Source organism: Nonomuraea sp. NPDC050404, assembly GCF_040655495.1.
Lineage (GTDB): Bacteria > Actinomycetota > Actinomycetes > Streptosporangiales > Streptosporangiaceae > Nonomuraea.
Genome location: NZ_JBFAKB010000004.1, coordinates 280,620 through 306,908, shown reverse-complemented (window position 1 = coordinate 306,908; position 26,289 = coordinate 280,620). Strand labels below are relative to the sequence as shown.

Annotated in this window: 25 protein-coding genes; 7 read left to right on the top strand and 18 right to left on the bottom strand. The window is 71.8% G+C overall.

Annotated elements, in window-relative coordinates; genetic code table 11:
* Nucleotides 1–36 precede the first annotated feature (36 nt).
* Nucleotides 37–765, bottom strand: coding sequence for an alpha/beta fold hydrolase (locus AB0I81_RS12970; protein ID WP_360654732.1), 729 nt, complete (start codon nt 763–765; stop codon nt 37–39).
* Nucleotides 766–1,179: 414 nt separating this feature from the next.
* On the opposite strand from AB0I81_RS12970, the gene AB0I81_RS12965 reads away from it, so the two are divergent.
* From AB0I81_RS12965 to AB0I81_RS12950, 4 genes are all read left to right on the top strand, one after another.
* Nucleotides 1,180–2,985 carry an ABC transporter ATP-binding protein gene (locus AB0I81_RS12965; RefSeq protein ID WP_360654729.1) on the top strand — a complete coding sequence of 602 codons (1,806 nt, stop codon included), beginning with the start codon at nt 1,180–1,182 and terminating at the stop codon, nt 2,983–2,985.
* An 88-nt stretch (nt 2,986–3,073) separates the two neighbouring features.
* Nucleotides 3,074–3,745, top strand: coding sequence for a TetR/AcrR family transcriptional regulator (locus tag AB0I81_RS12960; protein WP_360654726.1), 672 nt, complete (start codon nt 3,074–3,076; stop codon nt 3,743–3,745).
* A gap of 9 nt (nt 3,746–3,754) precedes the next feature.
* Nucleotides 3,755–5,071 carry a hypothetical protein gene (locus tag AB0I81_RS12955; protein WP_360654723.1) on the top strand — a complete coding sequence of 439 codons (1,317 nt, stop codon included), beginning with the start codon at nt 3,755–3,757 and terminating at the stop codon, nt 5,069–5,071.
* A gap of 19 nt (nt 5,072–5,090) precedes the next feature.
* Nucleotides 5,091–5,669 carry a hypothetical protein gene (locus AB0I81_RS12950; protein ID WP_360654720.1) on the top strand — a complete coding sequence of 193 codons (579 nt, stop codon included), beginning with the start codon at nt 5,091–5,093 and terminating at the stop codon, nt 5,667–5,669.
* Between the two features lie 40 nt (nt 5,670–5,709).
* On the opposite strand, the gene AB0I81_RS12945 is transcribed toward AB0I81_RS12950, so the two are convergent.
* From AB0I81_RS12945 to AB0I81_RS12930, 4 genes are read right to left on the bottom strand one after another with little or no spacing between them, the layout of a single operon-like run.
* Nucleotides 5,710–6,294 carry a TetR/AcrR family transcriptional regulator gene (locus tag AB0I81_RS12945; protein ID WP_360654717.1) on the bottom strand — a complete coding sequence of 195 codons (585 nt, stop codon included), beginning with the start codon at nt 6,292–6,294 and terminating at the stop codon, nt 5,710–5,712.
* The gene (locus AB0I81_RS12940; protein ID WP_360654714.1) at nt 6,287–6,952 is read right to left on the bottom strand and encodes a GntR family transcriptional regulator; all 666 of its coding nucleotides are present in this window, start codon (nt 6,950–6,952) and stop codon (nt 6,287–6,289) included. Before AB0I81_RS12940 ends, AB0I81_RS12945 begins: the two co-directional genes overlap by 8 nt.
* On the bottom strand, nt 6,949–8,187 hold the full coding sequence (locus AB0I81_RS12935) for a CoA transferase (protein WP_360654711.1): 1,239 nt from the start codon (nt 8,185–8,187) through the stop codon (nt 6,949–6,951). The genes AB0I81_RS12940 and AB0I81_RS12935 overlap by 4 nt, the downstream gene beginning before the upstream one ends.
* On the bottom strand, nt 8,184–9,617 hold the full coding sequence (locus tag AB0I81_RS12930) for an aldehyde dehydrogenase family protein (RefSeq protein ID WP_360654708.1): 1,434 nt from the start codon (nt 9,615–9,617) through the stop codon (nt 8,184–8,186). The genes AB0I81_RS12935 and AB0I81_RS12930 overlap by 4 nt, the downstream gene beginning before the upstream one ends.
* Nucleotides 9,618–9,683: 66 nt before the next feature.
* Between AB0I81_RS12930 and AB0I81_RS12925 the strand changes: the two genes are divergently transcribed.
* Nucleotides 9,684–10,847: an acyl-CoA dehydrogenase family protein gene (locus AB0I81_RS12925; protein WP_360654705.1), complete on the top strand. Its 1,164-nt coding sequence runs from the start codon at nt 9,684–9,686 to the stop codon at nt 10,845–10,847.
* 29 nt (nt 10,848–10,876) lie between these two features.
* On the opposite strand, the gene AB0I81_RS12920 is transcribed toward AB0I81_RS12925, so the two are convergent.
* From AB0I81_RS12920 to AB0I81_RS12880, 9 genes are read right to left on the bottom strand one after another with little or no spacing between them, the layout of a single operon-like run.
* On the bottom strand, nt 10,877–11,941 hold the full coding sequence (locus AB0I81_RS12920) for a C45 family peptidase (protein WP_360654702.1): 1,065 nt from the start codon (nt 11,939–11,941) through the stop codon (nt 10,877–10,879).
* Complete coding sequence (locus tag AB0I81_RS12915) at nt 11,938–12,522, bottom strand: FMN-binding negative transcriptional regulator (protein ID WP_360654699.1); 585 nt, start codon at nt 12,520–12,522, stop codon at nt 11,938–11,940. Before AB0I81_RS12915 ends, AB0I81_RS12920 begins: the two co-directional genes overlap by 4 nt.
* 4 nt (nt 12,523–12,526) lie before the next feature.
* Nucleotides 12,527–13,507: a P1 family peptidase gene (locus tag AB0I81_RS12910; RefSeq protein ID WP_360654696.1), complete on the bottom strand. Its 981-nt coding sequence runs from the start codon at nt 13,505–13,507 to the stop codon at nt 12,527–12,529.
* Nucleotides 13,504–14,241 carry a dipeptide/oligopeptide/nickel ABC transporter ATP-binding protein gene (locus AB0I81_RS12905; protein ID WP_360654693.1) on the bottom strand — a complete coding sequence of 246 codons (738 nt, stop codon included), beginning with the start codon at nt 14,239–14,241 and terminating at the stop codon, nt 13,504–13,506. The genes AB0I81_RS12910 and AB0I81_RS12905 overlap by 4 nt, the downstream gene beginning before the upstream one ends.
* On the bottom strand, nt 14,238–15,194 hold the full coding sequence (locus AB0I81_RS12900) for an ABC transporter ATP-binding protein (protein WP_360654690.1): 957 nt from the start codon (nt 15,192–15,194) through the stop codon (nt 14,238–14,240). The genes AB0I81_RS12905 and AB0I81_RS12900 overlap by 4 nt, the downstream gene beginning before the upstream one ends.
* A complete protein-coding gene (locus AB0I81_RS12895; RefSeq protein ID WP_360654687.1) occupies nt 15,191–16,009 on the bottom strand; it encodes an ABC transporter permease in 819 nt (272 codons plus the stop codon). Before AB0I81_RS12895 ends, AB0I81_RS12900 begins: the two co-directional genes overlap by 4 nt.
* Nucleotides 16,006–16,974 carry an ABC transporter permease gene (locus AB0I81_RS12890; RefSeq protein ID WP_360654684.1) on the bottom strand — a complete coding sequence of 323 codons (969 nt, stop codon included), beginning with the start codon at nt 16,972–16,974 and terminating at the stop codon, nt 16,006–16,008. The genes AB0I81_RS12895 and AB0I81_RS12890 overlap by 4 nt, the downstream gene beginning before the upstream one ends.
* A 2-nt stretch (nt 16,975–16,976) precedes the next feature.
* Nucleotides 16,977–18,599, bottom strand: a complete 1,623-nt coding sequence (locus AB0I81_RS12885) for an ABC transporter substrate-binding protein (RefSeq protein WP_360654681.1) — start codon at nt 18,597–18,599, stop codon at nt 16,977–16,979.
* A 14-nt stretch (nt 18,600–18,613) separates the two neighbouring features.
* The gene (locus AB0I81_RS12880) at nt 18,614–20,581 is read right to left on the bottom strand and encodes a primary-amine oxidase (RefSeq protein WP_360654678.1); all 1,968 of its coding nucleotides are present in this window, start codon (nt 20,579–20,581) and stop codon (nt 18,614–18,616) included.
* A 179-nt stretch (nt 20,582–20,760) separates the two neighbouring features.
* Here AB0I81_RS12880 and AB0I81_RS12875 point away from each other — a divergent pair, with 179 nt between their 5' ends.
* Nucleotides 20,761–21,738: a LacI family DNA-binding transcriptional regulator gene (locus AB0I81_RS12875; protein ID WP_360654675.1), complete on the top strand. Its 978-nt coding sequence runs from the start codon at nt 20,761–20,763 to the stop codon at nt 21,736–21,738.
* 48 nt (nt 21,739–21,786) lie between these two features.
* On the opposite strand, the gene AB0I81_RS12870 is transcribed toward AB0I81_RS12875, so the two are convergent.
* On the bottom strand, nt 21,787–22,449 hold the full coding sequence (locus tag AB0I81_RS12870; protein WP_360654672.1) for a lytic polysaccharide monooxygenase: 663 nt from the start codon (nt 22,447–22,449) through the stop codon (nt 21,787–21,789).
* Between the two features lie 290 nt (nt 22,450–22,739).
* Here AB0I81_RS12870 and AB0I81_RS12865 point away from each other — a divergent pair, with 290 nt between their 5' ends.
* Nucleotides 22,740–23,327, top strand: a complete 588-nt coding sequence (locus tag AB0I81_RS12865; RefSeq protein ID WP_360654669.1) for a Uma2 family endonuclease — start codon at nt 22,740–22,742, stop codon at nt 23,325–23,327.
* A gap of 56 nt (nt 23,328–23,383) precedes the next feature.
* Here AB0I81_RS12865 and AB0I81_RS12860 read toward each other — a convergent pair whose 3' ends face one another.
* From AB0I81_RS12860 to AB0I81_RS12850, 3 genes are read right to left on the bottom strand one after another with little or no spacing between them, the layout of a single operon-like run.
* Nucleotides 23,384–24,055, bottom strand: a complete 672-nt coding sequence (locus tag AB0I81_RS12860; protein WP_360654666.1) for a response regulator — start codon at nt 24,053–24,055, stop codon at nt 23,384–23,386.
* Nucleotides 24,052–25,170, bottom strand: coding sequence for a hypothetical protein (locus AB0I81_RS12855; RefSeq protein WP_360654663.1), 1,119 nt, complete (start codon nt 25,168–25,170; stop codon nt 24,052–24,054). The genes AB0I81_RS12860 and AB0I81_RS12855 overlap by 4 nt, the downstream gene beginning before the upstream one ends.
* Nucleotides 25,167–26,273 (bottom strand): hypothetical protein, encoded by a 1,107-nt coding sequence (locus tag AB0I81_RS12850; RefSeq protein ID WP_360654661.1) that lies wholly within the window; start codon nt 26,271–26,273, stop codon nt 25,167–25,169. Before AB0I81_RS12850 ends, AB0I81_RS12855 begins: the two co-directional genes overlap by 4 nt.
* Nucleotides 26,274–26,289: the final 16 nt, after the last annotated feature.

Here is a 26,289-nt window from a genome sequence, read left to right as displayed (position 1 = left end):
CGGCCGGCCACCCGGACGCCGTGCGGTTGAGACCTTCTAGGGGTTTGAGGGCCAAGCCTGTCCGGCGGCGGTGAGGATGAGGTCGATCACTTCGGCGCGGCGCGCGGCCAGGTAGAAGTGATCGCCGGGCAGGACGTGCAGGGCGAAGCCGGCGCTGGTCAGCTCGGCCCATTCGCCCGCGTTGCCGGGGTCAACCTCGGGGTCGCGGTCGCCGATGACGGTCGTGATGGGGCACCGCAGCGGCTCTGCCGGGCGGCTGCGGTAGGACTCGGCCAGTGTGTAGTCGGCCCGTACGATCGGCAGGATGTAGTCACGCGCGTCGGCGTCGGCGAGCAGCTCCGGCTCGGTCCCGCCGAGCCGCCGCAGCTCGGCGACCAGGTCGTCCTCGGTGCCCGTGTGCACGATGCCCGGCCGGGGCACGTGCGCGGACCGGCGGCCCGACACGATCAGGTGGGCGGGATTGATCCGCAGCGCGGTCTCGTAGGCGAGCAGCGCGCCCATGCTGTGCCCGAACAGCACGGCGGGCCTGTCGAGCAGCGGGCGCATGGCGGCGGCGATCAGGTCGGCCATCTGGTGGGCGTCGTCCACGAACGGCTCGCGCACCCGCTCGGCCCTGCCGGGGTACTGCACGGCCCGCACCTCCACGCCCGGCGGCACGGCGCGGTGCCACTCGCGGAAAGCGGCGGCGGCGCCGCCGGCGTGCGGGAAGCAGAACAGCCGCACGGCGGCGTTGGGACGGGGGTCGGAAGCGTGGAACCAGGTCATGCGATCTCCTCGGCGGCCGCTGGGCGGGCGCTCGGGACGGCCCATCGCCCCCGTGACGTCCTGCCACAGGCGGCTGACAGTCAAGTAGTACTGGCCCTGTTTTAACGGATCTGCGCCGATCGTGATGAAGCGGGTGGGTCGGCGGTCAGGCCGGCGTGATCGCCGAGATGCCCACGGCCGGTGTGATCACCCCGGCGACGTCCACGCGCACGGGCCCGCGCCGGGCGGCGTCGGCGGGCAGCCGCCTCGAGCATGAGCAGCACGCTGGTGGCCGTGACGAGCGCCAGGGACCAGGCGGGTGAAGCACGCATCGGGAAACCTCCTTGCCCGGCACCATAGTTAGGCAACCCTTGCCAATTCAAGACAGTCTGTAACAAAATGGCGGAACCTCGCTTCTCCCCTGGAGGCCCGACCATGACCATCACCGCCGAACCGGCCGTCCCCGTGACGCCCGCGCCGGACGGCGACCCGCCCGCCCCCGACCGTGCCGCGCTGCTGGCGCTGCTCACCCCGATCCGCCCGCGGCTGCTCGTCGCCGCCGGGCTGCAGATCGTGTACGCGGTCTCGGCGCTCGTGCCGTTCATCTGCGTGGCCGAACTGGCCCGCGTCCTGCTCACCCCCGGATCGGACCGGGACCGGATCTGGCTGATCGCCTGGCTCGCCGTGGCGGGGCTGCTGGTCAGGTTCCTGTCCTTCGGCACGGCCGGCGCCATCACCCACTTCGCGGACGCCGACCTGCAACTCCACCTGCGCCGCCGGATGGCCGCGCACCTGTCGAAGGTGCCGCTGGGCTGGTTCGGCGAGCGCAACTCCGGCCAGGTCAAGAAGGTGCTGCAGGACGACGTACGCGAGATGCACCACCTGGTCGCGCACGCGCTGCTCGACCTGCTCGCCGCCGTGGTGACGCCGGTGGCGGCGCTGGCGTACCTGCTGTACGTGGACTGGCGGCTCACGCTCGTCGTCCTCATCCCGGTGCCGCTGTTCGCCGCCGCCTTCGCCGTCATGATGCGCGGCTACGACGAGCAGATGCGGCGCTGGAGCGAGGCGAACACCAGGATCAGCGCGGCCGTGGTGGAGTTCGTGCAGGGCATCGCGGTGATCAAGACGTTCGGGCAGACCCGGCGCTCCTATCGGCGCTTCGCCGAGGCGGCCGACGACTTCGCCGACTTCTTCGGCGCCTGGGTGCGGCCCATGCTGAAGCTCAGCGGCGTGTCCACCGCGCTCATCTCGCCGCCGACCATGTTGTTCGTGGCGGCGGCCGGCGGCGTGTGGTTCGCCGCGAACGGCTGGCTGGCGCCGGTGGACGTGCTGCCGTTCGTGCTGGTCGGGGTGGCGCTGACGGCGCCGTTCCTGACCCTCGACATGGGCTCGATGCGGCTGCGGCGGGCCGCCGAGTCGGCGGGGCGGGTGGCCGCGCTGCTGGCCACGCCGCCGCTGCCCGAGCCCGAGAACCCGGTGCCGCCTGCCGGGCACCGGGTGGAGTTCGGTGAGGTGTCCTTCTCCTACGACGGCAGCACGCCCGTGCTCAGTGACGTGAGCCTGGCTCTGGAGCCCGGCACCGTGACCGCGCTGGTCGGGCCGTCGGGGTCGGGCAAGTCCACCCTGGCCAAGCTGCTGCCCCGCTTCTACGACCCGGGCTCGGGGCGGGTGAGCGTGGGCGGCGTGGACGTGCGCGAGATCGGCTCGGCGGAGCTGTACCGGCACGTCGGTTTCGTGCTGCAGGACGTGCAGCTCCTGCGAACATCCGTGGCCGACAACATCGCGCTCGGGCGGCCCGGAGCCGGGCGGGAGGAGGTCGAGCGGATGGCCCGCGCGGCCCAGATCCACGACCGGATCACCGAGTTGCCGCGCGGCTACGACTCCGTGGTCGGCGAGGACGCCCACCTGTCGGGCGGCGAGGCGCAGCGGGTCTCGATCGCCCGCGCGCTGCTGGCCGACGCGCCGATCGTGCTGCTGGACGAGGCCACCGCCGCGCTCGACCCGGAGAACGAGTCGGCCCTGATGGACGCCCTGACCACGCTGGCGCGCGACCGTACGCTGCTGGTGATCGCGCACCGGCTGACCACGATCGCCGCCGCCGACCAGATCGTCATGCTCGCCGACGGCGTCATCGCCGAGCGCGGCACCCACCGGGAACTGCTGGACCTGGACGGCCGGTACGCTGCGTTCTGGAAGGAACGGGCACGGGCCAGAGGCTGGCGCCTGACCCAGCCGGCATGACGGGCCGAGGTGTCAGTGCCGGCATGAGCGAGGGTCGGCACGGCCGGCGGCCCGGCCCGGCACGGTACGCGCGGACCGGGGGGACGTGATGGGCGGCGAAGAGGGCACGCGTGAGTGGCGCGTGCACGGCCGCCCGCGTGGCCGCCCCCCGCGCATCACCAGGGCCGCCATCGCCGACGCCGCGCTGGCCATCGGCTTCGACAACCTCACCCTGGCCCTGGTCGCCGACCGGCTGGGGGTCGCACACTCGGCCCTCTACCGCCACATAGCCGACCGCGAGGAACTGGTGGTGGTGGCGATCAACCGCGCCATCAGCGCCACCGACTGGCCGGAGCCGACCGGGGAATGGCGCTCGGACCTGGAGGCACAGGCCGGCGCGATCTGGTCGGTCCTGGAGGCCCATCCGGGGCTGATCAAGGAGTTCCTCAGGCTCAAGCAGTTCCCGGAAGAGGTCATGCTGCGCTTCGGCTGGGCCGTGCGGCGACTGATCGACTGCGGGTTCGCGGTGGAGGACGCCTTCCTGGCCGTGGACACGGTCTTCGACCTGGCCATCGACGTCTTCAGCAGGGGCCAGCAGATGGACGCCCCGACCGACGGGACCATGCTGCGCGACAGCACGGCGGAAGCCTGGGTCGAGGCGGCGGGCCCGGCGGTCGCGCCGGTCATGCGGCGGGCGCTGGCGGAACCTGCCGCGCTGTGGTTCCACCGTAAGCTGAAGCTCGTCCTGGACGGCATCGCGGCGAGCCTCGCGCCCACGTAAGATCCGCACGTGGCCTCCTTACGGATCGTCATCGCCGCCGTCGCGACGGCGGGAGCGCTGGCCGTGGCCGGAGTCCTGGTGCTCCGGAGCGGCGAGGCAGCGGAACCGGCCAGGGAACGCCTGGTGGTGGCCGCCGCGAGCACCGGCCCGAGCGTACTGGTGGGCGCCGGGGGCGCGGTCCTGGAAGAGTTCACCGGCGACTGCGCGGGCAGGCGCCACGTCTACCTGTGCGAGCGGGTACGGGCCGAACTGCGGCAGGTCGACGACACGTGGCTGACCAAGGCCGGCCTCACGATCAGAACGGCGATCGACCCTGTCGCGCAGCGGGCCGCCCAGGAGGCCATCGACCGCCACGTGGGCCGCGACGATCCACACGTGGCCGCCCAGGCCATGATCGTCCCCGCCACCGGCGAGATCAGGGCGCTGGCCACCAGCCGGGGCAACGCCCCCAACCTCCAGCAGGGCGGCACCGCGATGGTGTATCCGCTGGCCGCCGCCCTGGAGCAGGGCCTGCGCTTCGACGACGGCTTCCCCTACGCCGCCGCCTACCGGGCGCCCAAATACTCGACGTTCAAGAACTGCAAGAGGGAGAACATCGCCGACCCCGCGCACACGGTGACCAACCCCGAGAGCGAGCCCCGCGACTTCACCACCCTGCGCTCGGGCACGCTGGCCACCGAGGAGACGTTCTTCATGAAGCTGACCGAGCGGGTCGGGCTCTGTGAGAGCGTGACGATGGCCAAGCGCCTCGGGCTCGTCCGGGGCGACGGGCTCCCGCTGCGTGAGTTCTCGACGTTCGCGCTCGGCATCAACGAGGTCGATCCGATCGCGGTGGCCGGCACGTACGCCACCCTCGCCGCCCGCGGCCTGCGCTGCGCGCCCAGGGTGGTCACGGAGGTGCGCGCCGACGGCGGTTTCGCGCGCGCCCTCCCGGCCCGGTGCGAGCAGGTGCTGGACGCGCAGGTCGCCGACGCCGTGACCGACGTGCTGGCGACCGCGCTGGCCAAGAGCCCCTTGAAGGGCCTGGGCCGGGACGCGGCGGGCATGGACGGCACGGCCGACTCCTACACGACCGCCACGTACGCCGGATACACGCCCGTGTTGGCCTCCGCCGTCGGCCTCGGGCACCCGGGCAGCGCCCAGTCGAACAAGCTGAGTGACGTCACCATCGGGGGCAAGCGCTACGAGCACGTCCGCGGCACGACCATCCCCGGCCCCATCTGGAAGGACTCCATGAAGGCGGCCCTGGACGGCACCGAGGACACGTCCTTCACCCCACCCGACACCACCCGGTTCGGCGGCTGCAGCCAGGCCTGCGCCAACTGACCGCGAGCCAGGAGGTCCGATGAGACCCGTGGATCGTGCCGAATACCTCGGGTACACCCCTGTCACCGAGAGCCACCGCCTGATCGCGCACGGCCTGCCGAAAGAGTTGCCGGAGACGCTCGGCGGCCGGCACCGCTTCAGCCCTCTCTCCCTGTACGTCGGCGACCGCGAAGCGGCCACGGCCTTCGCGCGGCTCGACGGCGTGGGCCTGTTCTGGCTCGACGTCTGGCTGCTGACCGCCAGGCGCGGCGGCCGCTGGAACCTGCGTGCCGGCTCCACCACCCCGGCCGACCCGACGGACGAGGACGTGCTGGGACCGCGCCCCGCGTCCGGCCCGCTGGGCGGCCCTGCCGTCTTCGGGGAGAGCGCCCGCCACAACGCCAGCCCCGTGCCGTGGCTGGGCTGGCCGCGCCGGTGGCTGGCCTACGGCATCGTGCGGCTGTCGGCCGAGGTCGCGGTCGTACGGATCGGGGAGCGGGACCTCATGGTCCCGGAGCACGGGCTGCAGGCGTTCGCGTGGCGGCCGGGCCGCAAGGGCCTGGACCTGGACCTGCTCGACCACAGAGGCAGACCCGTCTCCGGCCTGACCTTGGACTAGCGGGGGCCAGGCGGGCAAGGCGGTGGGCCACGAGCCTGTCTTAGCGGGGGGCGAGGCGGGCCAGGTGGTGGTCCACGAGTGTCACCGCGGCCTGCGGCGAGTAGTGGCCGAGCAGGGTCGCGTGCGCCAGCCAGTGCGCGAACCCGAACAACACGTCCGCCTCCTTGTCCGCGTCGAGCTCGGCGGCCAGTTGCCCGGTCGCCTGCGCGGCCCTGATCTGGTCGGCGTAGAACTCCAGCACGAGCGGCAGCCCCGCCCTGAACAGCTCCGCCAGCTCGTCGGAGACGACCGCCCTGGCCAGGAACGCCAGCCCGATCCGGGCCTCGAAGCGGCGGGTCTCGTCCAGCGGCAGCAGCTCCAGGATGGCCATCCGCAGCAGCCGCAGCGGATCTCCCTCGTCGTCGGCGGCCACGCGCAGGCTGTTGCGCACGTTGAGCTGCTCCAGCGCGGCCCGGAGCATGTCGTCCTTGGTGGCGAAGTAGTACTGCACCGCGCCCATGGACATCCCGGCCTCGGCCGCCACCTCACGCAGGCTGACGCTGTCGATGCCCTTGGCGTCGATGATCCGGTGCACGGCCTCGGTGATCTGCAGCCGTCGCGCCCGATGATTGACGATCTTAGGCATGCAGGAGCGGCTCCAGCTCGGCCACCGCGTGGTCACGGTGGACGTTGAGCGTGGTCACGGCCTCGTCGGCGGAGCGGCGGCGCAGGGCGTCGAGGGTGGCGCGATGCTCCTTGATCACCCGCTCCCTGTTGCCCGCGTCACCGTAGTACATCGACCGGTAGGCGTCCGTCGTGTCCCACAACGTCCTGATCAGCCGGGCCAGCCGCGGCATGCCGGCGCAGTCGAACAGCGTCATGTGGAAGACCCGGTTGGCGGCGGCCATCGCGGGCACGTCACCCGCCGCCGCGGCCCGCTCCACGTCGTCCTGCGCCGCGTCGAGCCGGGCCAGGTCGGCGTCGGTGAGCAGCGGCACGGCCCGCCGTACGGCCTCCTCCTCCAGCAGTTCCCTGATGCGGTAGACCTCGCGCAGGTCGTCGAGCGAGAGCGTGGCGACGCAGTAGCCCTTGTGCGCCTGGTACGTGACCAGGCCCTCGCCCTCCAGCATCTTCAGCGCCTCGCGCAGCGGAACCCGGCTGACCTGCAACTCCTCGGCCAGCGCGTCCTGCCGGATGGGGGCGCCGGGCCGCAGCCTGCCCGTGGTGATGGCACGGCGCAGCTCCCCCAGCACGAACTGCTGGGCCGTGGGCGGCCTGCGTCGTGCCTCTTCCGGACTCATCATCCCAATATCTCACGGAGCCACGCGTCGTCCTGCCCGAGCGCGGGCGGTGGGCGGTGGTAGCCGGGCGGGGTGGCGCTCAGCCGGATGGGGTTGGCGACCTGGCCGACGCCGTCGAGCTCGACGGACGGCTCCAGGCCGAGGTCCTGGGCGAGGGCGAACGCGGCGGCCAGGTCGTTGATCGGCCCGCACGGCACCCCGGCCGCCGTCAGCCGGTCGAACCACTCGTCGGCCGTGCGTCCGGCGAGGGCCGCGTTCAGGTCGGCGACCAGGGTGTCCCTGGCGGCCACCCTGGCGGCGTTGGTCGCGTAGCGGGCGTCTTCCGCCAGGTCCGGCCGGTCCAGGGCCAGGCACAGGGAACGGTACTGGCGGTCGTTCCCCGCCGCGATCACGATCGGGCGGTCGGCGGCCTGGAACACCTCGTAGGGGACGATGCTCGGGTGCCGGTTGCCCATGGCGCGCGGCACGACCCCGGCCGCCGCGTAGGCGGAGGAGTGGTTGCTGAGCGCGGAAAGAAGTGAGGACAGCAGGGACACCTCCACGTGCTGCCCGACTCCGGCCGGGCGCCCACGACCGCCGTCGCGCGACCCGGGAGCGAGCTCTCCGTCGCGCGACCCGGGAGCGGACTCGCCGTCACGCGACCCGGCACCGGGCTCGCCCACGCGGCCTCCCTCCCCCGTGTGGTCGCGGTGGTGGAGGGCGGCCATGATGCCCAGGGCGGCGTGCAGGCCGGTGATCACGTCCACCAGGGCCACGCCCGCCTTGGTTCCCGGCCCGTCCGGCTCGCCCGTGACGCTCATCAGCCCGCCGACCGCCTGCGCGATCAGGTCGTACCCGGGCAGCCCGGCCCCGGCGCCGGACCCGAAGCCGGTGATCGAGCAGTACACGAGCCCGGGGTTGAGCTCACGCAGCGCCTCGTACCCCAGCCCGAGCCGGTCCATGGTGCCGGGCTTGAAGTTCTCCACCAGCACGTCGGCCCGCGCCGCCAGCGCCCGCGCCACCTCCGCGTCGGCCTTCAGGTCCAGGGCGATCGAGCGCTTGTTCCGGTTAACGCCGAGAAAGTACGTAGCCTCCCCGCCCGCGTACGGCGGCCCCCAGTGCCGGGTGTCGTCCCCGGCGCCGGGCCGCTCCACCTTGACCACCTCGGCCCCGAGGTCGGCCAGCAACATCGTGCAGTACGGCCCGGCCAGCACCCGGCTGAAGTCGGCCACCAGCAGCCCGTCGAGCGCTCCGCTCACGCCGGCGCCCCGAGGTAGACGGTGACCGTGCGGGTGTAGAACTCCCTGGCCGCCCGTCCCTGCTCCTTGGGCCCGTACCCGCTCTGCTTGGCGCCGCCGAACGGCACGTACGGGAACGTCCCCGCCGACTCGGAGTTGACGTGCAGCACCCCCACTTCCAGCCGATCGACCGCCGACAGCGCCACCCCGAGGTCCCGGGTGAAGATCGCGGCGGACAGCCCGTGGTCGCTGAGGTTGGCCAGCCCGAGCGCCTCCTCGGCGCTGGACGCCCGCACGGCGCCGACGACGGGCCCGAACAGCTCGGTACGCCAGAAGTCCACCCCGGTCCCGGGCAGGTCCAGCACGGTAGGCGGCACGAACCAGCCCTCCCGCTCCAGCGGCGCGGCCCCGGCCAGCGGCTTGGCCCCCTCACCCACGGCCCGCGCCACCCCGGCCGACACCCGTTCCCGCGCGGTGGAGCTCACCAGCGGGCCCATCTCGACCTCGGGCGACAGCGGGTCACCGACGACGAGCCCGGCGGCCCGCGCCGCGACCCGTTCCAGCAGGTCGTCGGCCACCTGGGAGGCCACGATGAGCCGGGAGGTGGCGGTGCACTTCTGCCCGGTCGAGCGGAACGCCCCCAGGCAGACCTGCTCGGCGGCGTGGTCGAGGTCGGCGTCGGCGAGCACGACGGAGGCGTTCTTGCCGCCCATCTCCGTCTGCACCGGCTTGCCCAACTCGCCGCAGCGCGCGATGACGGCCCGCCCGACCGCCGTGGAGCCGGTGAAGGAGACCGCGTCCACGCCAGGATGATCGACGATCGCCGAGCCGACCTCCGCCTCGCCGTAGACCAGGTTGAGCACCCCGTCGGGCAGCCCGGCCTCGGTGAGCGCCCAGGCCAGCCGGTAGGCCAGCAGCGGCACGAGCGAGGAGGGCTTCCACACGACGGTGTTGCCGTACGAGAGCGCGGGGCCGATCTTCCAGGCCGGGATGATGATCGGGAAGTTGAACGGCGTGATCAGCCCGGCGACGCCGATCGGCTTGCGCACGACGAGCACGTTCTCGCCGGCGCGGGGCGAGGCGAAGATCTCGCCGCTCTCCCTGTCGGCCTCGCCGGCGTAGTAACGCAACATCCGGGCCGCGCCCCCCACCTCGGCGGTGGCCTCGGCCAGCGTCTTGCCCTCCTCGCGGGCCAGTTCGGCGCCCCACGCGGCGGCGTTGGCGTCCACCAGGTCGGCGGCCTTGACCAGGAGGGCGGCGCGGGCGTGGTGCGGGGTCGCCGCCCAGCCGGGCGCGGCCTCGCGGGCGGCCACGATCGCCCGCTCCACCTCGCGCGCGGAGGCGAACCGCCCGCGCGCCACCACCTCGGAAGGCTTGGCGGGATTGGTGTCGGCGAACTCCTCGCCCTCTCCCTCGACCCAGCGGCCACCGATGAGATTCAGAACGTCCATGGTCAACGCACCTTAACTGTGCAATATTGGATTTTCAATATTGGATCCAAAATACGGGAGCAGTTCATGACCACGCCCACCGCCCTGTTCGCCCTGGACACGCTGCTGACCGAGGAGGAACGCGAGATCAGGAGCACGGTCAGGCGCGTGTGCGACCGCGAGATCCGCCCGCACGTCGCCGACTGGTTCGAGTCCGGCAAACTGCCCGCCCGGGAGCTGGCCCGCACGCTCGGCTCGGTCGGCGTGCTCGGCATGCACCTGGAGGGGTACGGCTGCGCCGGGATGGGCGCGGTCTCCTACGGCCTGGCCTGCCTGGAGCTGGAGGCCGCCGACTCCGGGCTGCGCAGCCTGGTCTCGGTGCAGGGCTCGCTGGCCATGTACGCCATCTGGAAGTACGGCAGCGAGGAGCAGAAGCAGGAGTGGCTGCCCCCGATGGCGGCCGGCGAGCGCATCGGCTGCTTCGGCCTGACCGAGCCGGACTTCGGCTCCGACCCCGGCGGCATGCGCACCACGGCCAAGCGCGAGGGCGGCGACTGGGTGCTCAACGGCACCAAGTTGTGGATCACCAACGGCTCGGTGTCGGACGTGGCGGTGGTGTGGGCGCGTACGGACGAGGGCGTCAGGGGCTTCCTGGTCCCGGCCGGCACCCCGGGCTTCACCGTCAACGACGTCAAGCACAAGATCTCCCTGCGCGCTAGCGTGACCAGCGAACTGGTGCTGGACGGGGTACGCCTGCCCGCCGACGCCATGCTGCCCGGCGCCAGGGGCCTGTCCGGGCCGCTGGGCTGCCTGAACGAGGCCAGGTTCGGCATCGTGTTCGGCGCGATGGGCGCGGCGCTGGACTGCCTGGAGACGGCCATCGCCTACGCCGGCGACCGTGAGGTGTTCGCCAAGCCGCTGTCGTCGTACCAGCTCACCCAGGAGAAACTCGCCGACATGGCGGTGGAGCTGGGCAAGGGGCTGCTGCTGGCGGTGCACCTGGGCCGGCTGAAGGAGGCCGGCACGATCACCCCCGAGCAGGTGAGCGTCGGCAAGCTGAACAACGTGCGCGAGGCCCTGGAGATCGCCAGGACGTGCCGCACGCTGCTCGGCGCGAGCGGCATCACCCTGGAGTACCCCGTGATCAGGCACTCGGTGAACCTGGAGTCCGTGCTGACCTACGAGGGCACCTCGGAGATCCACCAGCTGGTCATCGGCAAGGCGCTGACCGGGATCGCCGCCTTCAAGTAGAGCGCTCGGAAGGTCTGCGAGTAGAGCGCTCAGAAGGTCTGCCAGGTCGCCTCGGTGACCTGGCAGGGCCCGCCCTGATGGGCCCGCAGCCGCCCGGCCGGCAGGTCGAGGCCGATCGTGGCGATGGTCTCCCAGCGCTGGTTGAGCGGCTGGGTGAGGTCGGGGTGGGCGCAGACCGGCGCGCCGTCGGGCTCGTGGCTGAGCATGGCCAGCGCCCGCGCGTTCAGGTCCGCGCCGCTCAGGCCCTCGACGTTGTCCTCCAGGTGGGCCAGCCTGCGGTAGGTGCCCGGCCGCGCGGTGGCGTGCCGCTCCCCCGTCGCCAGGTCCGGGTCGAGGAAGTGGTTGCAGTGCAGCAGGACGCCATCGGGGTCCGGCGGGATGGCGGCCACCCCGGCCGGGGAGATCTCGATGGAGGCCGCCTGCGCCTCGGTGACGACCGTGATGACGGTGGAGGCCGAGACGGTGGCCGAGCGGGCGATCTCGGTCGCCTCCTCGACGGTTGACGCCTCGTCCAGGATGCGGCGGGCGATCAGGTGCACCGGCACGCCCAGGTCGGAGGTGTCGGAGTCGTGGCGCAGGATGTTGAAGTGCACGCCGAGCCCGGCCGTGGTGATGCCGATCTTGGCCAGCGTCCCGGCCTCGGTGAACGTGCGCACGACGCGGCCCCGCTCGTGCTCGTACTCCCACAACACCGGCGCGTCACGCAGGTGGTCGTGCCAGTCCCAGGTCTGGATCGTCCGCGGCGGGCCGTCCTTGGGCAGCACCACCGAGGTCGAGCACTCGCCGTGGCCGATCATGTCGATGCCGGCCAGGATCTCGGTGCGGGCGTTGATCACGGCGACCTGCCACGGCTCCAGCCCCGCGCCCGCCGCGATGCCGGCCATCTCCTCGGCCAGCGACGGCGCCCAGGCGGCACTCGCCTCCAGCGCGCGCTCGCCCCAGGCGCGCACCTGCGCGCCGGTGGCGCCGGCGACCGTGAACAGGTCCGTGTAACCGGCGAGGTTGGCGGCGATCTGGTCGCGCAGGTGGGTGCCGAACTCCTTGCCTCGGGCGCGGGGTTCGGTCTGGCTGGAGGTGAACGTGGGAAATGTCATGACCTGTCCATCAACTCGGCGAGCCTGGGGTTCTCGACGGAGGCGGCGGCGCGGACTCGGGCGTACCGCTCGGCGTCGATGTCCTGGCTCAGCTTGAACACGCTCTGCTGCGTACGAACATGCACACGAAAAGCCACTACCCCGGGTACCAGCGCGTGGAACCTCTCCCTGGAGGCGGGCGTGGGCTCCCAGGACGGCGCGCGCAACGACTCCGCCGCGGCGACCGTGCGCTCCACCACCTCCAGGGCGTCCTCGATCAGCTCCACCCGGCCGGTCACGTGCACGGCCGCGTAGTCCCAGGTCGGCACGGCCGGATCGGTGCCGTACACGGTGGGCGAGACGTAACCGTGCGGCCCGGAGAACACCACCAGCACCTCGGGCCCGGACTCGAAGGAGCGCCAGTGCGGGTTGGCCCTGGCCATGTGGCCGACCAGCGTGCCGCCCTCACCCAGGAGGACAGGGGTGTGCGTGGCCAGGGGCACGCCGTCCACCGTGCTGACCACCAGAGCGAACGGGTTCTCCCTGATCAGCTCGGTCTCGTGCGCGGGATCCTTGGCCGCGTAACGCGGGGACGTCCACATGCCGTTACTCCGCCGCGCTCAGGATGGCGTCCCAGGCGACCTCGGAGGCCAGCGTGCCCAGGCCCGTGGGCTTCACGCCGGTCAGCTCGACCTCGTCGGTCGTCATGGCGAACATCGTGTCGCCGTCGGTCAGCGTGTGGAACGGCTGGATGCCGCGGTGCATGGAACTGTGTACCTGGCGGCCCACCTGCAACAACTCGACGTCGCTCAGCTTCACGTTGGTGATCATCACGGTCAGCGTGGTGTTGCCCATGACCGCCGGGGCCTCGATCAGCTCGGCGTAGTCCTCGCTCGGGTGGCGGCGGGCCTCCCGCTCGGCGTGGTAGTTGCCGCGCACGACCCGGCCTTCGCGGTCGATCACCGCGCCCACCGAGTTGACCACGGTCGCCACCAGCACCTTGGCCTCGCCGAACGTGGCGAACGCGGCGCCCTGCCCGGCGAACTCGGCGCGGCCGAAGTCCACCTTGCCCGCGCTGGCCGTGCGGCCCGCGCCGCACCGGCCCACCGGGAACTCGCCCTCCTTCGCCCAGCGCAGCGCGGCCCGGCCCAGCTCGGCGTCGGGGTAGACGGCGGAGTCGCGGCAGGAGAAGTCGTAGATCACCGCTCCGGACACGAGCTGCAGCTCATCCCACTTGGTGCGGTTCTCCCTGCGTGCCAGCAGTTCGTCGCTCACGCCCGCCGCGGCGGCCAGCCCGTACACCGAGCCGCCCGCCAGGCAGATGGCGTGGTTGTAGTCGTAGCCGCCGCTCATACCGACCGCGCCGCCGCGCGCGTCCACCGCCGTGCGGGCGCCCTTGGGCAGGTGGATCACGGTGCAGCCGGTGGGGCCCTCGCCGTACTCGGCCGTGCCGACATGCACGCCGGGCAGGTCGAACGCCACCGAGGCGCGGCCCGGGCTGGGCTGCGGGCTCAGCGGCAGGTCCGCGTTGCGCGGGACGCCCGCCGCGAACTCCGACGGGGTGGCGAGCCTTGGCTCGTAACTCACAATGCCTCCAGCAACTGCTTGGAATACTCGTGTTCTGGTGCGGTGTAGAAGGTGAGGGTGTCGGCGGTCTCGACGACCTCGCCCCTGCGCATGACCGCGATCCGGTCGGCGACGTAGCGGACCGCGCCGAGGTCGTGGGAGATGAACAGGGCGCCGAAGCCGTACTCGGCCTGCAGGTCCTTGATCAGGTTGAGGATCTGCACCTGTACGGAGACGTCCAGCGCGCTGACCGCCTCGTCGAAGACGATGAACTCCGGCCTGGTGACCAGCGCGCGGGCGATCGAGACGCGCTGGCGCTGGCCGCCCGACAACTCGTGCGGGTAACGGTCGGCGAAGTCCGCGCCGAGGCCGACCTGCTCCAGCATCCCGGTCACGGCGTCATTGTCCGTACGGCCCAGCACGTCCAGCGGCTCGGCAACGCAGCGGCCGACGCGCATGCGCGGGTTCAGCGACCAGTGCGGGTGCTGGAGCACCGCCTGCATGCGACCGGCCAGCTCGCGCCGCCGCCTGGGGAAGGGCCGGCCGTCGAACCTGACCGTGCCGGACGTGGGGCGTTGCAGGCCGAGCGCGACCCGGCTGGTGGTGGTCTTGCCCGAGCCGGACTCGCCGACCAGGCCGAGGGTCTCGCCCTGGACCACCGACAACGAGACGTGCCGCATGGCGTCCAGGTGGATGCGGCGCAGCGGCGGTCCGGCCGCGAAGGTGACGGTGACGTCGTCGAGTTCGAGTATCACGCGCTCACCTCCTGCCGCCCGGTCAGCTCTTCCTGCAGTTCGGCGGCGCGGTGGCACAGGACGTCCTGCTCGCGGATCCTGACCGGGGCCGGGCGCTCGTGCTCGCAGCGCTCCTGCGCGAACGGGCAGCGCGGCGCGAAGGCGCATCCCGGGGACCGGCCGGTCAGCATGGGCGGGCGGCCGGGGACCGGCTCAAGGCGCACGCCGTGCGCCGCCGCGGCGGGCGCGGAGCCGGCCAGCGCCGCCGTGTAGGGGTGGGCGGGATGGCCGAGCACCTGGCGGGCGGGTCCCGACTCGACCACGCGGCCCGCGTACATGACCGCCACCCGGTCGCAACGGCGGGCCACCGCCGGCAGGTCGTGGCTGAGCCACAGGATGCTCGCGCCGGCCTCGGCGGCCAGCGAGAAGATCACGTTCGACACCTCCTCGCGCACCTGGCTGTCCAGGGCGGCGGTCGGCTCGTCGGCGACGAGCAGTTCCGGCGAGGTGGCCATCGCCATCGCGATGGCCACCCGCTGCGCCATGCCGCCGGACAGCTGGTGCGGGTACGCGCGCGTCACCCGCGCCTCGTCGAGCTTGACCCGCGCGAGGTGGAAGCCCACGTCGCCGCCGCGCCCGAGCACCAGGCGGAGCTGGTTGCCGACGCGCATGGTCGGGTCGAGCGAGCCGATCGGGTCCTGGAAGACGAACCCGAGGTGCTTCCTGCGCAGGCGGCGCAGTTTGGCGTCGGGCAGGTCGAACACCGGCTCCCCCGCCACCAGCAGCTCACCGCCGGTCCGCGCGGCAGAGCGCGGCAGCAGCCGGCCGACGGCGGAGCCGAGCGTGGACTTGCCCGACCCGCTCTCGCCGACCAGCCCGACCGTCTCCCCCTGCGTCAGCTCCAGGTCGGCGCCGTCCAGCGCCCGGGTGCGGGCGTAGTCGATCACCAGGTTCCGTACTGAGAGCAGGCTCATGTCAAAGACCTCGTCTCCCTGGGTTCGAGCCGGTCGCGCAGGCCGTCGCCCACCACGTTGATCGCCAGGATCGCCACCACGAGCACGATCCCCGGGCCGAGCACCAGCCAGGGCGCGGCGATCATGTACGTGCCGCCCTGCTGGATGAGCACCCCGAGCGACGCCTGCGGCGGCTGCACCCCGAAGCCGAGGAAGCTCAGCCCGCCCTCGACCGCGATGCCGACCGACAGCGCGTACGTGCCCTGCACGGCGATCGTGCCGGCCACGTTCGGCAACACGTGCCGCACCAGCACGCGCGGCAGCCCGGCCCCACTGATGACGGCGGAGGTGACGTAGTCGCGCTGCGAGACGGCCACGGCGGCGGCCCGCACCAGGCGGGTCATCAGCGGGATCGTCACCAGCACGATGCTGGCCAGGGCGGCGGTCTGGCCGGGGCCGAGCACGGCGGCGACCAGGATCGCCAGCACGATGGCCGGGAAGGAGTAGAGCACCTCCACCAGGCGCATCACCAGCTCGTTCAGGTAACCGCCACGGTATCCGGCGATGATGCCGAACGCCGCGCTCAGCACCGCCGTGACCAGCACGGCGATCGAGGACAGCAGCAGCGTCGTGCCCACGCCCTCCATGACGCGCGGCAGCACCGAGCGGCCCAGGTTGTCGGTGCCCAGCCACCAGCCGGGGCCCGGCGGCTGCAGGCGCGGCCCGACCATCGCGTCCGGGTCTCCGCCGGCGCCGACCAGCGAGCCGAGCGCGAACAACACCAGGACCGCCAGGCAGGCGAGCCCGCCGATGGACAATCTGTCCAGCTTCCTCACGAGCGACCTCCCGCCGTTACCCCTAGCCGGGGGTCGATGCTTCCGACGAGCAGGTCGATCAGCACGTTCATCACGATGAACACCCCGGCCGCGAGCAGCACCCCGGCCTGCACGACCGCGTAGTCCCTGCGGCCGACGGCCTGCACGATGTAGGAGCCGATGCCCGGCAGGTTGAACACGTGCTCCACGATCAGCGCGCCACCCAGCAGGTACGCCGTCGTCGTGCCGATCAGCGTGACCACGGGCGTGGCGGCGTTGCGCAGGATGTGGTGCCTGACGATGAACCACGGCGACTCGCCGCGCCCGACGGCGGCCGTGACGTACGGCTCGACCAGCACGGTCATGACCGCGTCGCGGGTGGTTCTGGCGGTGACCGAGATGGAGAACACCGACAGGACGGCCGCCGGCAGGATCATCGTGGCGAGGTTCGCCGCCGGGTCCCGGCCGATCGGCACCCAGGTGCCGACCTGGAGGCCCAGGGCGTACCGGGAGAAGAGGAACACCACCAGGCTGCCCAGCACGAACTCCGGCACGCTGACGCCGAGGCCGCTGAGCAGCCGCCCGGCCGCGCCGCCGCCGCCGGGGCGGGCCCGCACGGCGGTGAGCACGCCCAGCGGCACGCCGAGCAGCACGCTCGCGGCCACCGCCAGCACGGTCAGCTCGGCCGTCACCGGCAGGCGGGCCAGCAGTTCCGCGCCCACCGGCTGGCGGCTGATCATGGAAACGCCGAAGTCGCCGCCCGCGACGGCGCCCAGCCAGTGCCCGTACTGCATGAACACCGGCTGGTCCAGCCCGTAGCGGGCGGCCAGCTCCGCCTTCTGCTCGGGGGTGGCGAACGGCCCGAGCACGGTCTCCGCGAAGCCGCCCGGCATCAGCCGCACGGCCGCGAAGATCAGCACCGAGACGCCCAGGAGCGTGGCGGCCGAGCTGAGCGCCCGGCCGGACCACCACATCAGCAGCCGCATGGTTACTGGGTCTTCTTCACTCGGGCGTCGGAGACCAGGCGCAGCACGTTGCCGTAGCCCTCGGTGGCGTACAGGCTCGGGCTGAGCGCGTCGCCCCTGAAGGCGACCGTGGCCGGGCGGGTGACCAGCGGGATCATCTGGGCGTCCGCGTCGGCCTTGGCGCACACCTCGGTCAGCGCCTTGTCCCTGGCCGCGCCGGCGGGCTCCTTGCCGGCCGCGTCGATGGCCGCGTTGAGCTCCTTGTCCGGCTTCATGAAGCCGACGTTGAAGCCGGCCGACTCCGGGTTCCACCACTTGGTGACCATGCCGGCGTCGGCGTAGCCGGCGAACCAGGACAGGGCGGCGTCGAAGTCGGCGGGCGCTTTGCCGTACACCTTGCCCGACCAGCTCGCCTCGTCCATCTGCTCGATCTTGACGGTGATGCCGGCCTGCTGCAGGTTCTGCTGGATCACCTGGGCGACGGCCGGGGCCGGCTCGGTGTTGTAGATGCTCAGCGTGAACGACAGGTTCTGCGCGCCGGCCTCGGCCAGCAACTTCTTGGCCTGCTCCACGTTCTGCCCGGCCGACGGCAGCGCGGCCGGGTCGCAGGCGCCCGGCAGGTCAACCGGGGTGATGGCGGTCGGCTTGCCCTTGCCGCCGAGCGCCACGTCGGCGATCTGCTTCGGGTCGAGCGCGATGTTGATGGCCTGGCGCACCTTCGGGTCGGCGAGCTTCGAGCCGGCCTTCAGGCTGTTGAGCATCAGATAGTAGAAGTCCGTGGTGGCCTGGGTGACGACCCGCACGTCCTTCGCGCCGGCCAGCATGCTGGCCGAGTCGACGTTGCCGAGGGTGGCCAGCGCGGCGCTGCCGTTCTGCAGGGAGGCGATGCGCGCGGCCTCCTCGGGGGCGATCGTGATGTTGAGGGTGTCGGCCGCCGGCTTGCCCTCGCTCCAGTACTTGTCGTTGCGCTTGAACGTCCACGACACGTCCTGGCGGTGGTCCTGGACCACGTACGGGCCGGTGCCGAGCAGCGTGGTGGCCGGATCGACGGACTTGTCGTCGATCTCCTTCATCGGCAGGACCGCGGCGGGCACGTTGGCCAGGGCGGTCAGGAACGGCGTGTACGGCTCCTTCAGCGTGACCTTGACCTTGTCGTCGCCGTCCTTGACGACGTCTTCGACCGGGCCGAGCTGACCCCGCCACACCGACTTGGAGGCCAGCAGCCGCTTCAGGCTGCCCACCACGTCGTCGGCCGTCATCTTCCTGCCGTTGGAGAAGGAGACGCCCTCGCGCAGGTGGAAGACGTAGGTCTTGTCGTCGGGGGTGTCCCACTTCTCGGCCAGCAGCGGCTGGACGCTGAAGTCGGGGCCGACCGTGACCAGCGTCTCGTAGGACAGCGACAGGAGTTGCCAGGTGGTGGCGACGTCGGCGAGTTGCGGGTCGTACCCGGTGGCCGCGCCGCTGTCGATGTGCACCTGCACGTTGAGCGCGCCTCCCGGGGGGAGGGCCTGGTCGGCGACGGTCAGGTAGCCGGGCGCGGCCGTCTCCTGGCCCCCGGCCGTGGGGGTGGTGGTCGTTCCGGTGGCGGCGCAGGCGGAAGCGAGCAGGGCTGCCGCGACACCGCAGGCCAGGCGTATGGGACGCATGGGCCTCTTCTCCTCTAATGGCAGGAACGTTCGGCGGCGCTCGGCAGGGCGTCGAGCGTCGGGTTCCGGTCGCTCGGCAGGGCGTCGAGCGTCGGGTTCCGGTCGCTCGGCGGGACGTCGAGCGTCGGGTTCCGGTCGAAGAACCCGACCGGCTTGAGCACGAACCCGCAGGTGTCGACCGGCATGATCGGCCAGTCCTCGGTGCGGGGGAAATGGGTCAGGCCGAACGTGTGCCACAGCACGATGTCCTGGCCGTCGATGTCGCGGTCGGCCCTGGTGTAGGCGGGCAGGCCCGCGCCGCCGGGATGCTGGTTGACCAGGTCGCCGGCGGGATAGCGCTCCGCTGGGTGGTAGCGGGTGACCCACAGGTGGTTGGTGGCGAACTCGGCCCTGCGGTGGATGCTGGAGCCGGGCGTGGCCATCAGGGTCGGCCTGCCCTCGGGGTGCAGGGCGTAGCCGACCGGGCCGCCGAGACGGTTGCGCACGCCGGGGTTGACGACGTGCCAGGTGCGTTCTGCCTTGAGGTCGGCGTCGCGCCTGGCCTCCGCCTCGGTGCGCAGGCGGGTGACGGCGCGGCCGAAGGCGTTGCCGTACTCGCTGACGGCCGGGACGGCCTGCACCTCGTCCACGGCGTTGGCCACGCCGTCCACCGTCATGTCCAGCCGGGCGCCGAACAGGTGCTGGTGGTAGGGCGCCGCCAGGCCGGGGGCGACCTCCGACGCGTACGGGGCGGCCCGCTCGTCGTAGGCGCCGGTGAAGACGATGCCGGTGGCCTTGACCTCCAGCTCGATGGTGCCGTCGAGGTAGAGGTACCAGTAGAAGCCGTAGTCGTAGTTGCCCACCGTCACGAAGAAGGAGATCACCAGGCGCCGCTGCCTGCGGGTCTCCCTGGAGCCGTTGGCCGGGTCGGTGTGCTTCCACAGCACGCCGTAGTCCTCCTCGTGCATGCAGATGGCGTTCGTGATCACCTTGGGCATGCCCGCGCCGTCCGTCACGACGGCGTCGAAGTAGGTGATGTCGCCGAGGCAGTCGCAGCCGAGTTCGAGGGAGTTGGCGAGCTTGCCGAGTTGGTACTCGCCGGTGTCGAAGTAGTTCTGCCAGAAGCGGATGGGGCTCGGGTCACCGTACGGGACCACCATCTCGGCCACCGACGCCCGGTAGACGATGGGCCTGGTGCGGCCGTCGTCCTCGAAGCCGATCTGGTGCAGGGTCAGTCCCTCGCGCATGTCGTAGCCGAGGCGCAGGCTCCACTTCTCCCAGGTGATCAGCGGGCCGTCGACCGTGAAGCTGGGGCCCTGCGGCTGGGTGATGTGGATCGGCTTCTGCGTGGTGCGGTACGGGCCCTGACCGTAGTCGCCGGACTCCTGCGGAATCGGCTGGGGGCCGGTGTCCACGATCTCCAGGACCTCGCCCTTGACCAGGTCCACGTACGCGACCAGGCCGTCCACCGGGTGCGCCCACGGAAGGCTCTCCGGCGTGGGCATCAGGTGCGCCAGCACCCTGGCCACCCGCCGGCCCTCCTCCTTCGCCAGCCCGTAGTGGCCGGCGCTGAGCGCCGCCAGGTAGACGCTCGCCGGATCCTCGATCCCGCGCCTCGCCAGCGCCTCGGCCCAGCCCGCGTGCTCCCGGAGCACGCGCCTGACCAGCGCGTGCTCCTCGTCCAGCATCGGCACCTGGCCGTCCGTGGCCGCGTCGATGGGGGTGCTCGACTCGACCTTGCCCGCGCTGATCGACACGATCACGTCCTGCGCGGCCTCGGTGGCCAGGTCCAGCAGGAACACGCGGGCGCGGCGGCCGTTCCAGGGGGTGCCCGGCTCGTACGCCAGCACCTCGTCCTTGACCGGCTCCTCAAGCCCGAGATAGGCCACCCGGACGGTGTCGGTCAGCAGGCCCTCCACCATGAGAACCCGTCTGACCTCGTCGATCTCCTGGGCGGCGAGCGGGTCGAGAGGGTGGGGATGCTTCCCGGTGGACAGATGCAACGTTCGGCCCCTTCCTGATGCCGGAACGTTCCGGCAAGTTTCGCGCTAACTTAATTGCGCGGGCCGGAGCGCACAAGACCTGAGGCCGATGCGAAACACATCGTTTACGGGGACCACCCCGGCCGAAGCCCTCGAACGGGGCGGGAGGAAGGGGACGGATGGGCCGCTACCATCGGGGCGTGCAAGCAGACGAGCCGGTCACGATCCTCACCGTCGCCAGGGAGGCGGGGGTCTCCAAGACGACGGCCTCCGACGCGTTGCGCGGCTCAGGGCGGGTGTCCGAGCGCACGCGCGAGACGGTCGTGCGGGTGGCCGAGCGGCTCGGGTACGTGCCCAACGGCTCGGCCCGCCACCTGCGCAAGGCCAGCACCGGCACGATCGGGCTGCACGTGCCCGAGGTGCTGACCCGGTCGTCGTACTACATGTCGTTCGTGTTCGGCGTGGTCGAGCAGGCGGCGCGGCACGACTACGACGTCACGCTGATCACCTCGGGCCAGCGCCGCGCCCGGCCGCCCCGCGTGGACGGGCTGGTGCTCGGCGACCCGCTCGGCGGCGATCCGGTGGTGGAGAGCCTGATGGCGACGGGCCTGCCGACGGTCTCGTGCGAACGTTTCCCCGGGGCGCGGCAGGCGGACGGGGTGGTGTGGTCGGAGCACGCGCAGATGCTCGCCAGGCTGCTCGACCACCTGCGCTCGGCCGGTTCCGCGCGTCCCGGGCTCATCGTGGCGGGCGACGAGAGTGACTGGGCGGCCAGCGTGCACCGGGGTTACCAGGACTGGTGCACGGCGCAGGAGGTCTCGCCGCTGGTGCGCAGGGTGTCGTTCGACGCCACGGGCGAGGAGATCCGCGCCGCCGCCCGCGCCCTGCTCGGCGGGGCTGCGGCCATGGACGCGCTGGTGTGCGCCCCCGCGGGGGCCGCGGCCGAGGTGGCGCCGCTGTTGCGGGAGGCCGGGGCCGGGGTGCTGCTCGCCTCGTGCGTGGACAGCGACGGCACGCGGATGGCCGACCCGCCGATCACCGCCATCGACCTGCGCCCGCGCGAGGCGGGGGCGAGTTGCGCCGAGTTGTTGTTCGAGCTGCTGTCGGGGACGGCGCAGGCGGGGACGGAGCGCGTACATCCCATCGAACTGGAGATCCGCGCCTCGACCAGCTCATGACAGGGCCCCGCCGGACGCGGGTCCGGCGGGGGTGGCGGGGCGGGCGGCTCAGCTGAAGTTGACGTCGCTGCAGAAGTAGTACGTCTGGTCCATGTGCGAGGCGCGCCAGACCGTGAAGACCACGTGGCGGCCGGTGCGCGAGCCCTTGTTGATGCCGGTGATCGGGTACTGGCCGGCGGGCGCGTACTTGGGCGTCGTGCGGACGAGCTCCAGGTGGTTCCAGCCGAGCCGGGTGGTCGTGGCGTTGTAGCCCTGGCGGGTGATGTAGACGAGGATGTACTCCGCGCCGTGGTAGGCCTGGTCGGTCAGGCGGATGTCGAACGTGCTGCCGAGGTTCGTCGTCTTCCAGGCGCCGGGGGTGTCCATGGAGCGGTAGCGGCCGTCCTGCGTCTGGCCGGCGCTGCAGAGCTGGCCGTTCGGGATGACGGCCTGGTGCTGGCCGTTGACGCCGTCACGGTAGAGGCCGTTCCAGTTCCACATGGCGTTGGTGTTGTCCTGCCACGCCTGCCAGCACATGGGGTCGGACTGGGCCATGGTGGGGTTCTGGAAGTCACTGCCCCAGCGCAGCCAGCAGCCGTAGTTGCGGGAGGCCGGGTCGACGACCGAGCCGTGGGCCGAGGCGGTGCCGGTCAGCGGGATGGTGAAGATCATCGCTAAGGAGATCAGCAGGATCAGGGCGCGCTTCGCCCGGCGGGGTGCTACTTGGGGCATGGTGCGGTCTCCGTGCTTCCGGTCGGGGATTTCCGGCTGATGAGGAGCGCTCCCGGTGGGCGACGGTATCTGACGGTTCGGGCGCGGCCAAGTGATGGCACCTGTCAACCGGGGGCGACTTCCCCATGAACAGCGGAAAGGGCTTTCCGAAACGAGTCACAGAGTTGAAAGTTTCAACTCGCCGCCCGGCCCTGTCCGTTATGTGACGGCATCGAAACTTAAAGTGACGGAATTCGGGGAAGTAGCATGTGGGCGAGGGCGAGGCTCCCGATACTGAGCAGGTGACCGCAATGGCGACGATCGAACCAGCCGGCACACAGCGCACGGTGCTTCCCGGTAAACCGCCGTTCACTGTCGACGACCTGCTGGAGTTCCCCGACGACGGGAACCGCTACGAGCTCTGTGACGGGAGCCTACTGGTGAGCCCTGCCCCTGTCCCCCTGCACCAGCGCATCATCTTCCGGCTGCAACGGATACTCGATGACGCGCTGCCGCCCGGGCTGGAGCCCCTCTCAACGGTGAATCTCCGTGTGACCGACAAGGATTTCTACATCCCCGATCTCGTCGTCGTTCCTGACGAGTCGGTGGACGATGTGGGTCTCATGTTCGCCCCCGCGCATCTGCTGCTCGCGGTGGAAGTGGGCAGCCCGAGCACCGCGAAACGGGACGAGGTGCTCAAGGTCGCCGCATACGCCGAGGCCGGCATCCCGGCCTACTGGCGGGTCGAGCCGGACGAAGGACCGTCGCTGTACGTCTACGAACTCGACGGCGACGGTTACTCGCCACCGGCCGTCTACAAGGCCGGCACCGTCGCCAGACTGACGTCGCCGTTCCCCATCAGCTTCGACCCGGCCGACCTCGTCCGGAAGCGAACCTGACCTGGACCCCGGTTCTGCCGGCCCCCTCCGGCCGGGAGTGCCGGGGTCCAGGAGCTTCACTCCTGCTCGGGCGGTGTCTGCGCGGCCAGTGACGTGTAGACGGTCACCTCGTCGGGACGGACGAGACCGTCCTGGATCGCGCAGATGAGCAGTTTCTCCTTAGTGGGCGCGGGCCGTCCGGCCGCCGCGTATTTGACCCGCGCCCGGTCTATGTACTGCCGCACCGTACGTTCCTTGATCCCCATGCGCGCCGCCACCGACGCCTTCGACATGGACTGGAACCAGTACAGCAGCGCCGCCCTCTCCTTGTCCGACAGCTGCGGCCGGTGCGGGCCCTCGTCGGTCGCCATGGCCTGGGCCATCGGGGGCGTCACGGACGGCCGGTCGGCGGCCACCTCCAGGATGATCTCCAGGCAGGACTCGCGCGTCGCCCGGCCCTTGCCGATGAAGGCGGAGGCCCCGGCGTCCAGCACCGTCCGTACGGTCTCCGGCTCCTCGTGCTCGGAGAAGACGATGACCCGCTGCCCGCCCCCGCACAACTCGGCCACCCGGTCCACGACCATGGTGCCGTTGAGGTTGAGATCGAGCAGCAGCACGTCGGCGGGCGTGCCGCGGACGGACTCGATGGTGGGCCCCTGCGCGACGAGTTCGACCCGGCTCGGCGGGCCGAACCACGCCCGTACACCGTCCACGACCACCTGGTGATCCTCCACCAGGGCGACCGTCACGGGCCCTCCCAGATGCTGTTGACCCATACCTCACCCCCCTGCCGCTGATAGCTGACGATGACCCCGCTCGCCTCGCGTACGGGGGTCGGGCTGATGGGCAGATCGTCGTTGTCCGCCACGACGGCCACGCTCACCATGGTCGACATGGCCGACACGGTGACCCTGGCGCGCGTCATGGCGCCGTCCAGTGCCCGGACGGGCGCTCTGAGCAGGTCCTCGCGCACGCCGTCCGGCAGTGCGGGCATCCGTTCGCCGAACGGCGGGGCGGTGACGAGGACCTTGCGCCGCTCGGCCGCGTCGATGTGCTCGCGCAGCACCGACACCAGTTCGTCGGGCACGTCCTCCCGCTCGGTGATGAGCCGGCGCAGCCGCATGGCCCCGGCCGTGCAGTCCTCGCGCACCCGCGGGTCGCCGGGGTCGGCGCCGTTGGCGAGTTGTTTGAGCAGCCCGTCGGCCACGTCGCGGATGGCCTCGTAACGGCGCAGCCGGTCGGTGTGGATGCGCTGGGCGGACTCGCGCCAGGCGTCGTCGGCGGCGAGCCTGCGGGCCAGCAACACGGTCTCCTCGGCGCGGGTGATCAGCATGTGGCAGCCCGCCATGTAGCCGAGCTGCATGGTCACGCCGCCGGCCAGGACGACCAGGTAGGTGGAGATGGACACGCGGTCGAGCGAGCCGGCGATCACCATCGCGGCCAGCATGATGCCGGCGTTGGCGGCCAGGAACGTCACCATCTCGATACGCCAGCGCGGCCGCCCCCACATCAGCATGACGCCGAGCCACCCGATCGAGCTGAACCCCCAGTCGCTGATGCCGAGCAGTTCGCCGGGCCCGCTGGAGACGATCGTGGCGACCTCGACGGCCAGCGCGGCCAGGGCGAGCTCCAGGATCCGGTCCGGGCCGCGCGAGGTGCGCGACAACGACAGCGCGCCGAGCACGAGGATGGCGGTGTAGAGGGCCCAGGCGGTGAGCGCCACCAGCGGCCAGCGGAAGGAGTCCCAGCCGACGATGGTGACGGTGAGGTCGTAGCCGAGGTGCCACACGGCGGCGATGATGACGGAGCCGAGCGCGGTGTAGCGGGAGTAGCGGCGGGCGATCTGCTCGATCTCCTCGGTCATGGCCGCCACCACAGGCTGACCTTGGTGCCCCGGTCTCCCGAGGAGATCTCGGCGCCGCCGTTCGGCAGGGAGCGCATCGTGTCGAGGATCGAGCCGCGCACGCCGAACCGGTCGGGCGGCAGGCGCTCCTGGTCGAAGCCGCGGCCGGCGTCGGCGACCTCGACCACGATCTCGCCGTCGCGCCTGGCGGAGACGAGTTCGGCCTCGCGTACGCCCGCGTGCAGGCGCACGTTGGCCAGGGCCTCGGTGACGGCTCGGGCGAAACGCTCCGCGACCTCGCCGGGCACGGTCTCGGGGATCAGGCGGCGGCGTACGTCCAGGCCGGTGGCCCGCCCGGCCACCTCCTCCAGCAACGTGTCCAGGGCGATGGGCACGGAGTCGGCGCGCGGCTGGTCGCGTAATTGCTCCAGCGCCGCCAGGTCGGTGTCCACCTGGGCGCGCAGGGTGGGCGACGGCCGGTCGTAGGTGCCCAGGCCGACCTGGGTCAGCGTGTGCAGGAAGGTCTCGTGGATGCTGCCGACCTGGCGCAGCTCGTCCTCGCGGCGCAGCCGTTCCACCATGAGGGAGATCTCGGCGCGGGCGCTCTGCCGCAGGAAAGCGTCGCCGGCGGCGGCCGAGCGGCGCAGCAGCGTCATCAGCAGCACGATCGCGGTGAGCTGGACGAGGTGGATGCCGAGGGTGGCGTAGATGTCGTGGGCGGGCGAGGCCAGCCGCAGGCCGGCCGCGAACGCCCCGGCCAGGACGAGCCCGACGGGTACGGCCACCTTCGGCCGCCAGGTGACCCCGGCTATGACGACGGTCATCGTGACGGTCCCCGCCACCCAGCTCGACCCGGTGACAAGTGTCTGCGGCGGGACGAGGTTGACCTGGGCCAGGCACATCGCGACGGTGATGGCCACATCACCGGCCACCAGCCAGTGGTGCAGCAGTTCCTTGCGCCAGAACACCCGCATGTACAGGGCGGTCCACAGGAGTTGCACCACCAGGATGGGCGCCAGCCACCGCATGGAGACGGGCGGCACCGCGCCGAACAAGGCCGCCACCACCGCCACGGAGCCGAACGCGCTGCGCGTTCCGGCGCCCGTACGTGCGACGGCCTTCACTAACTGCCTGGTGGCT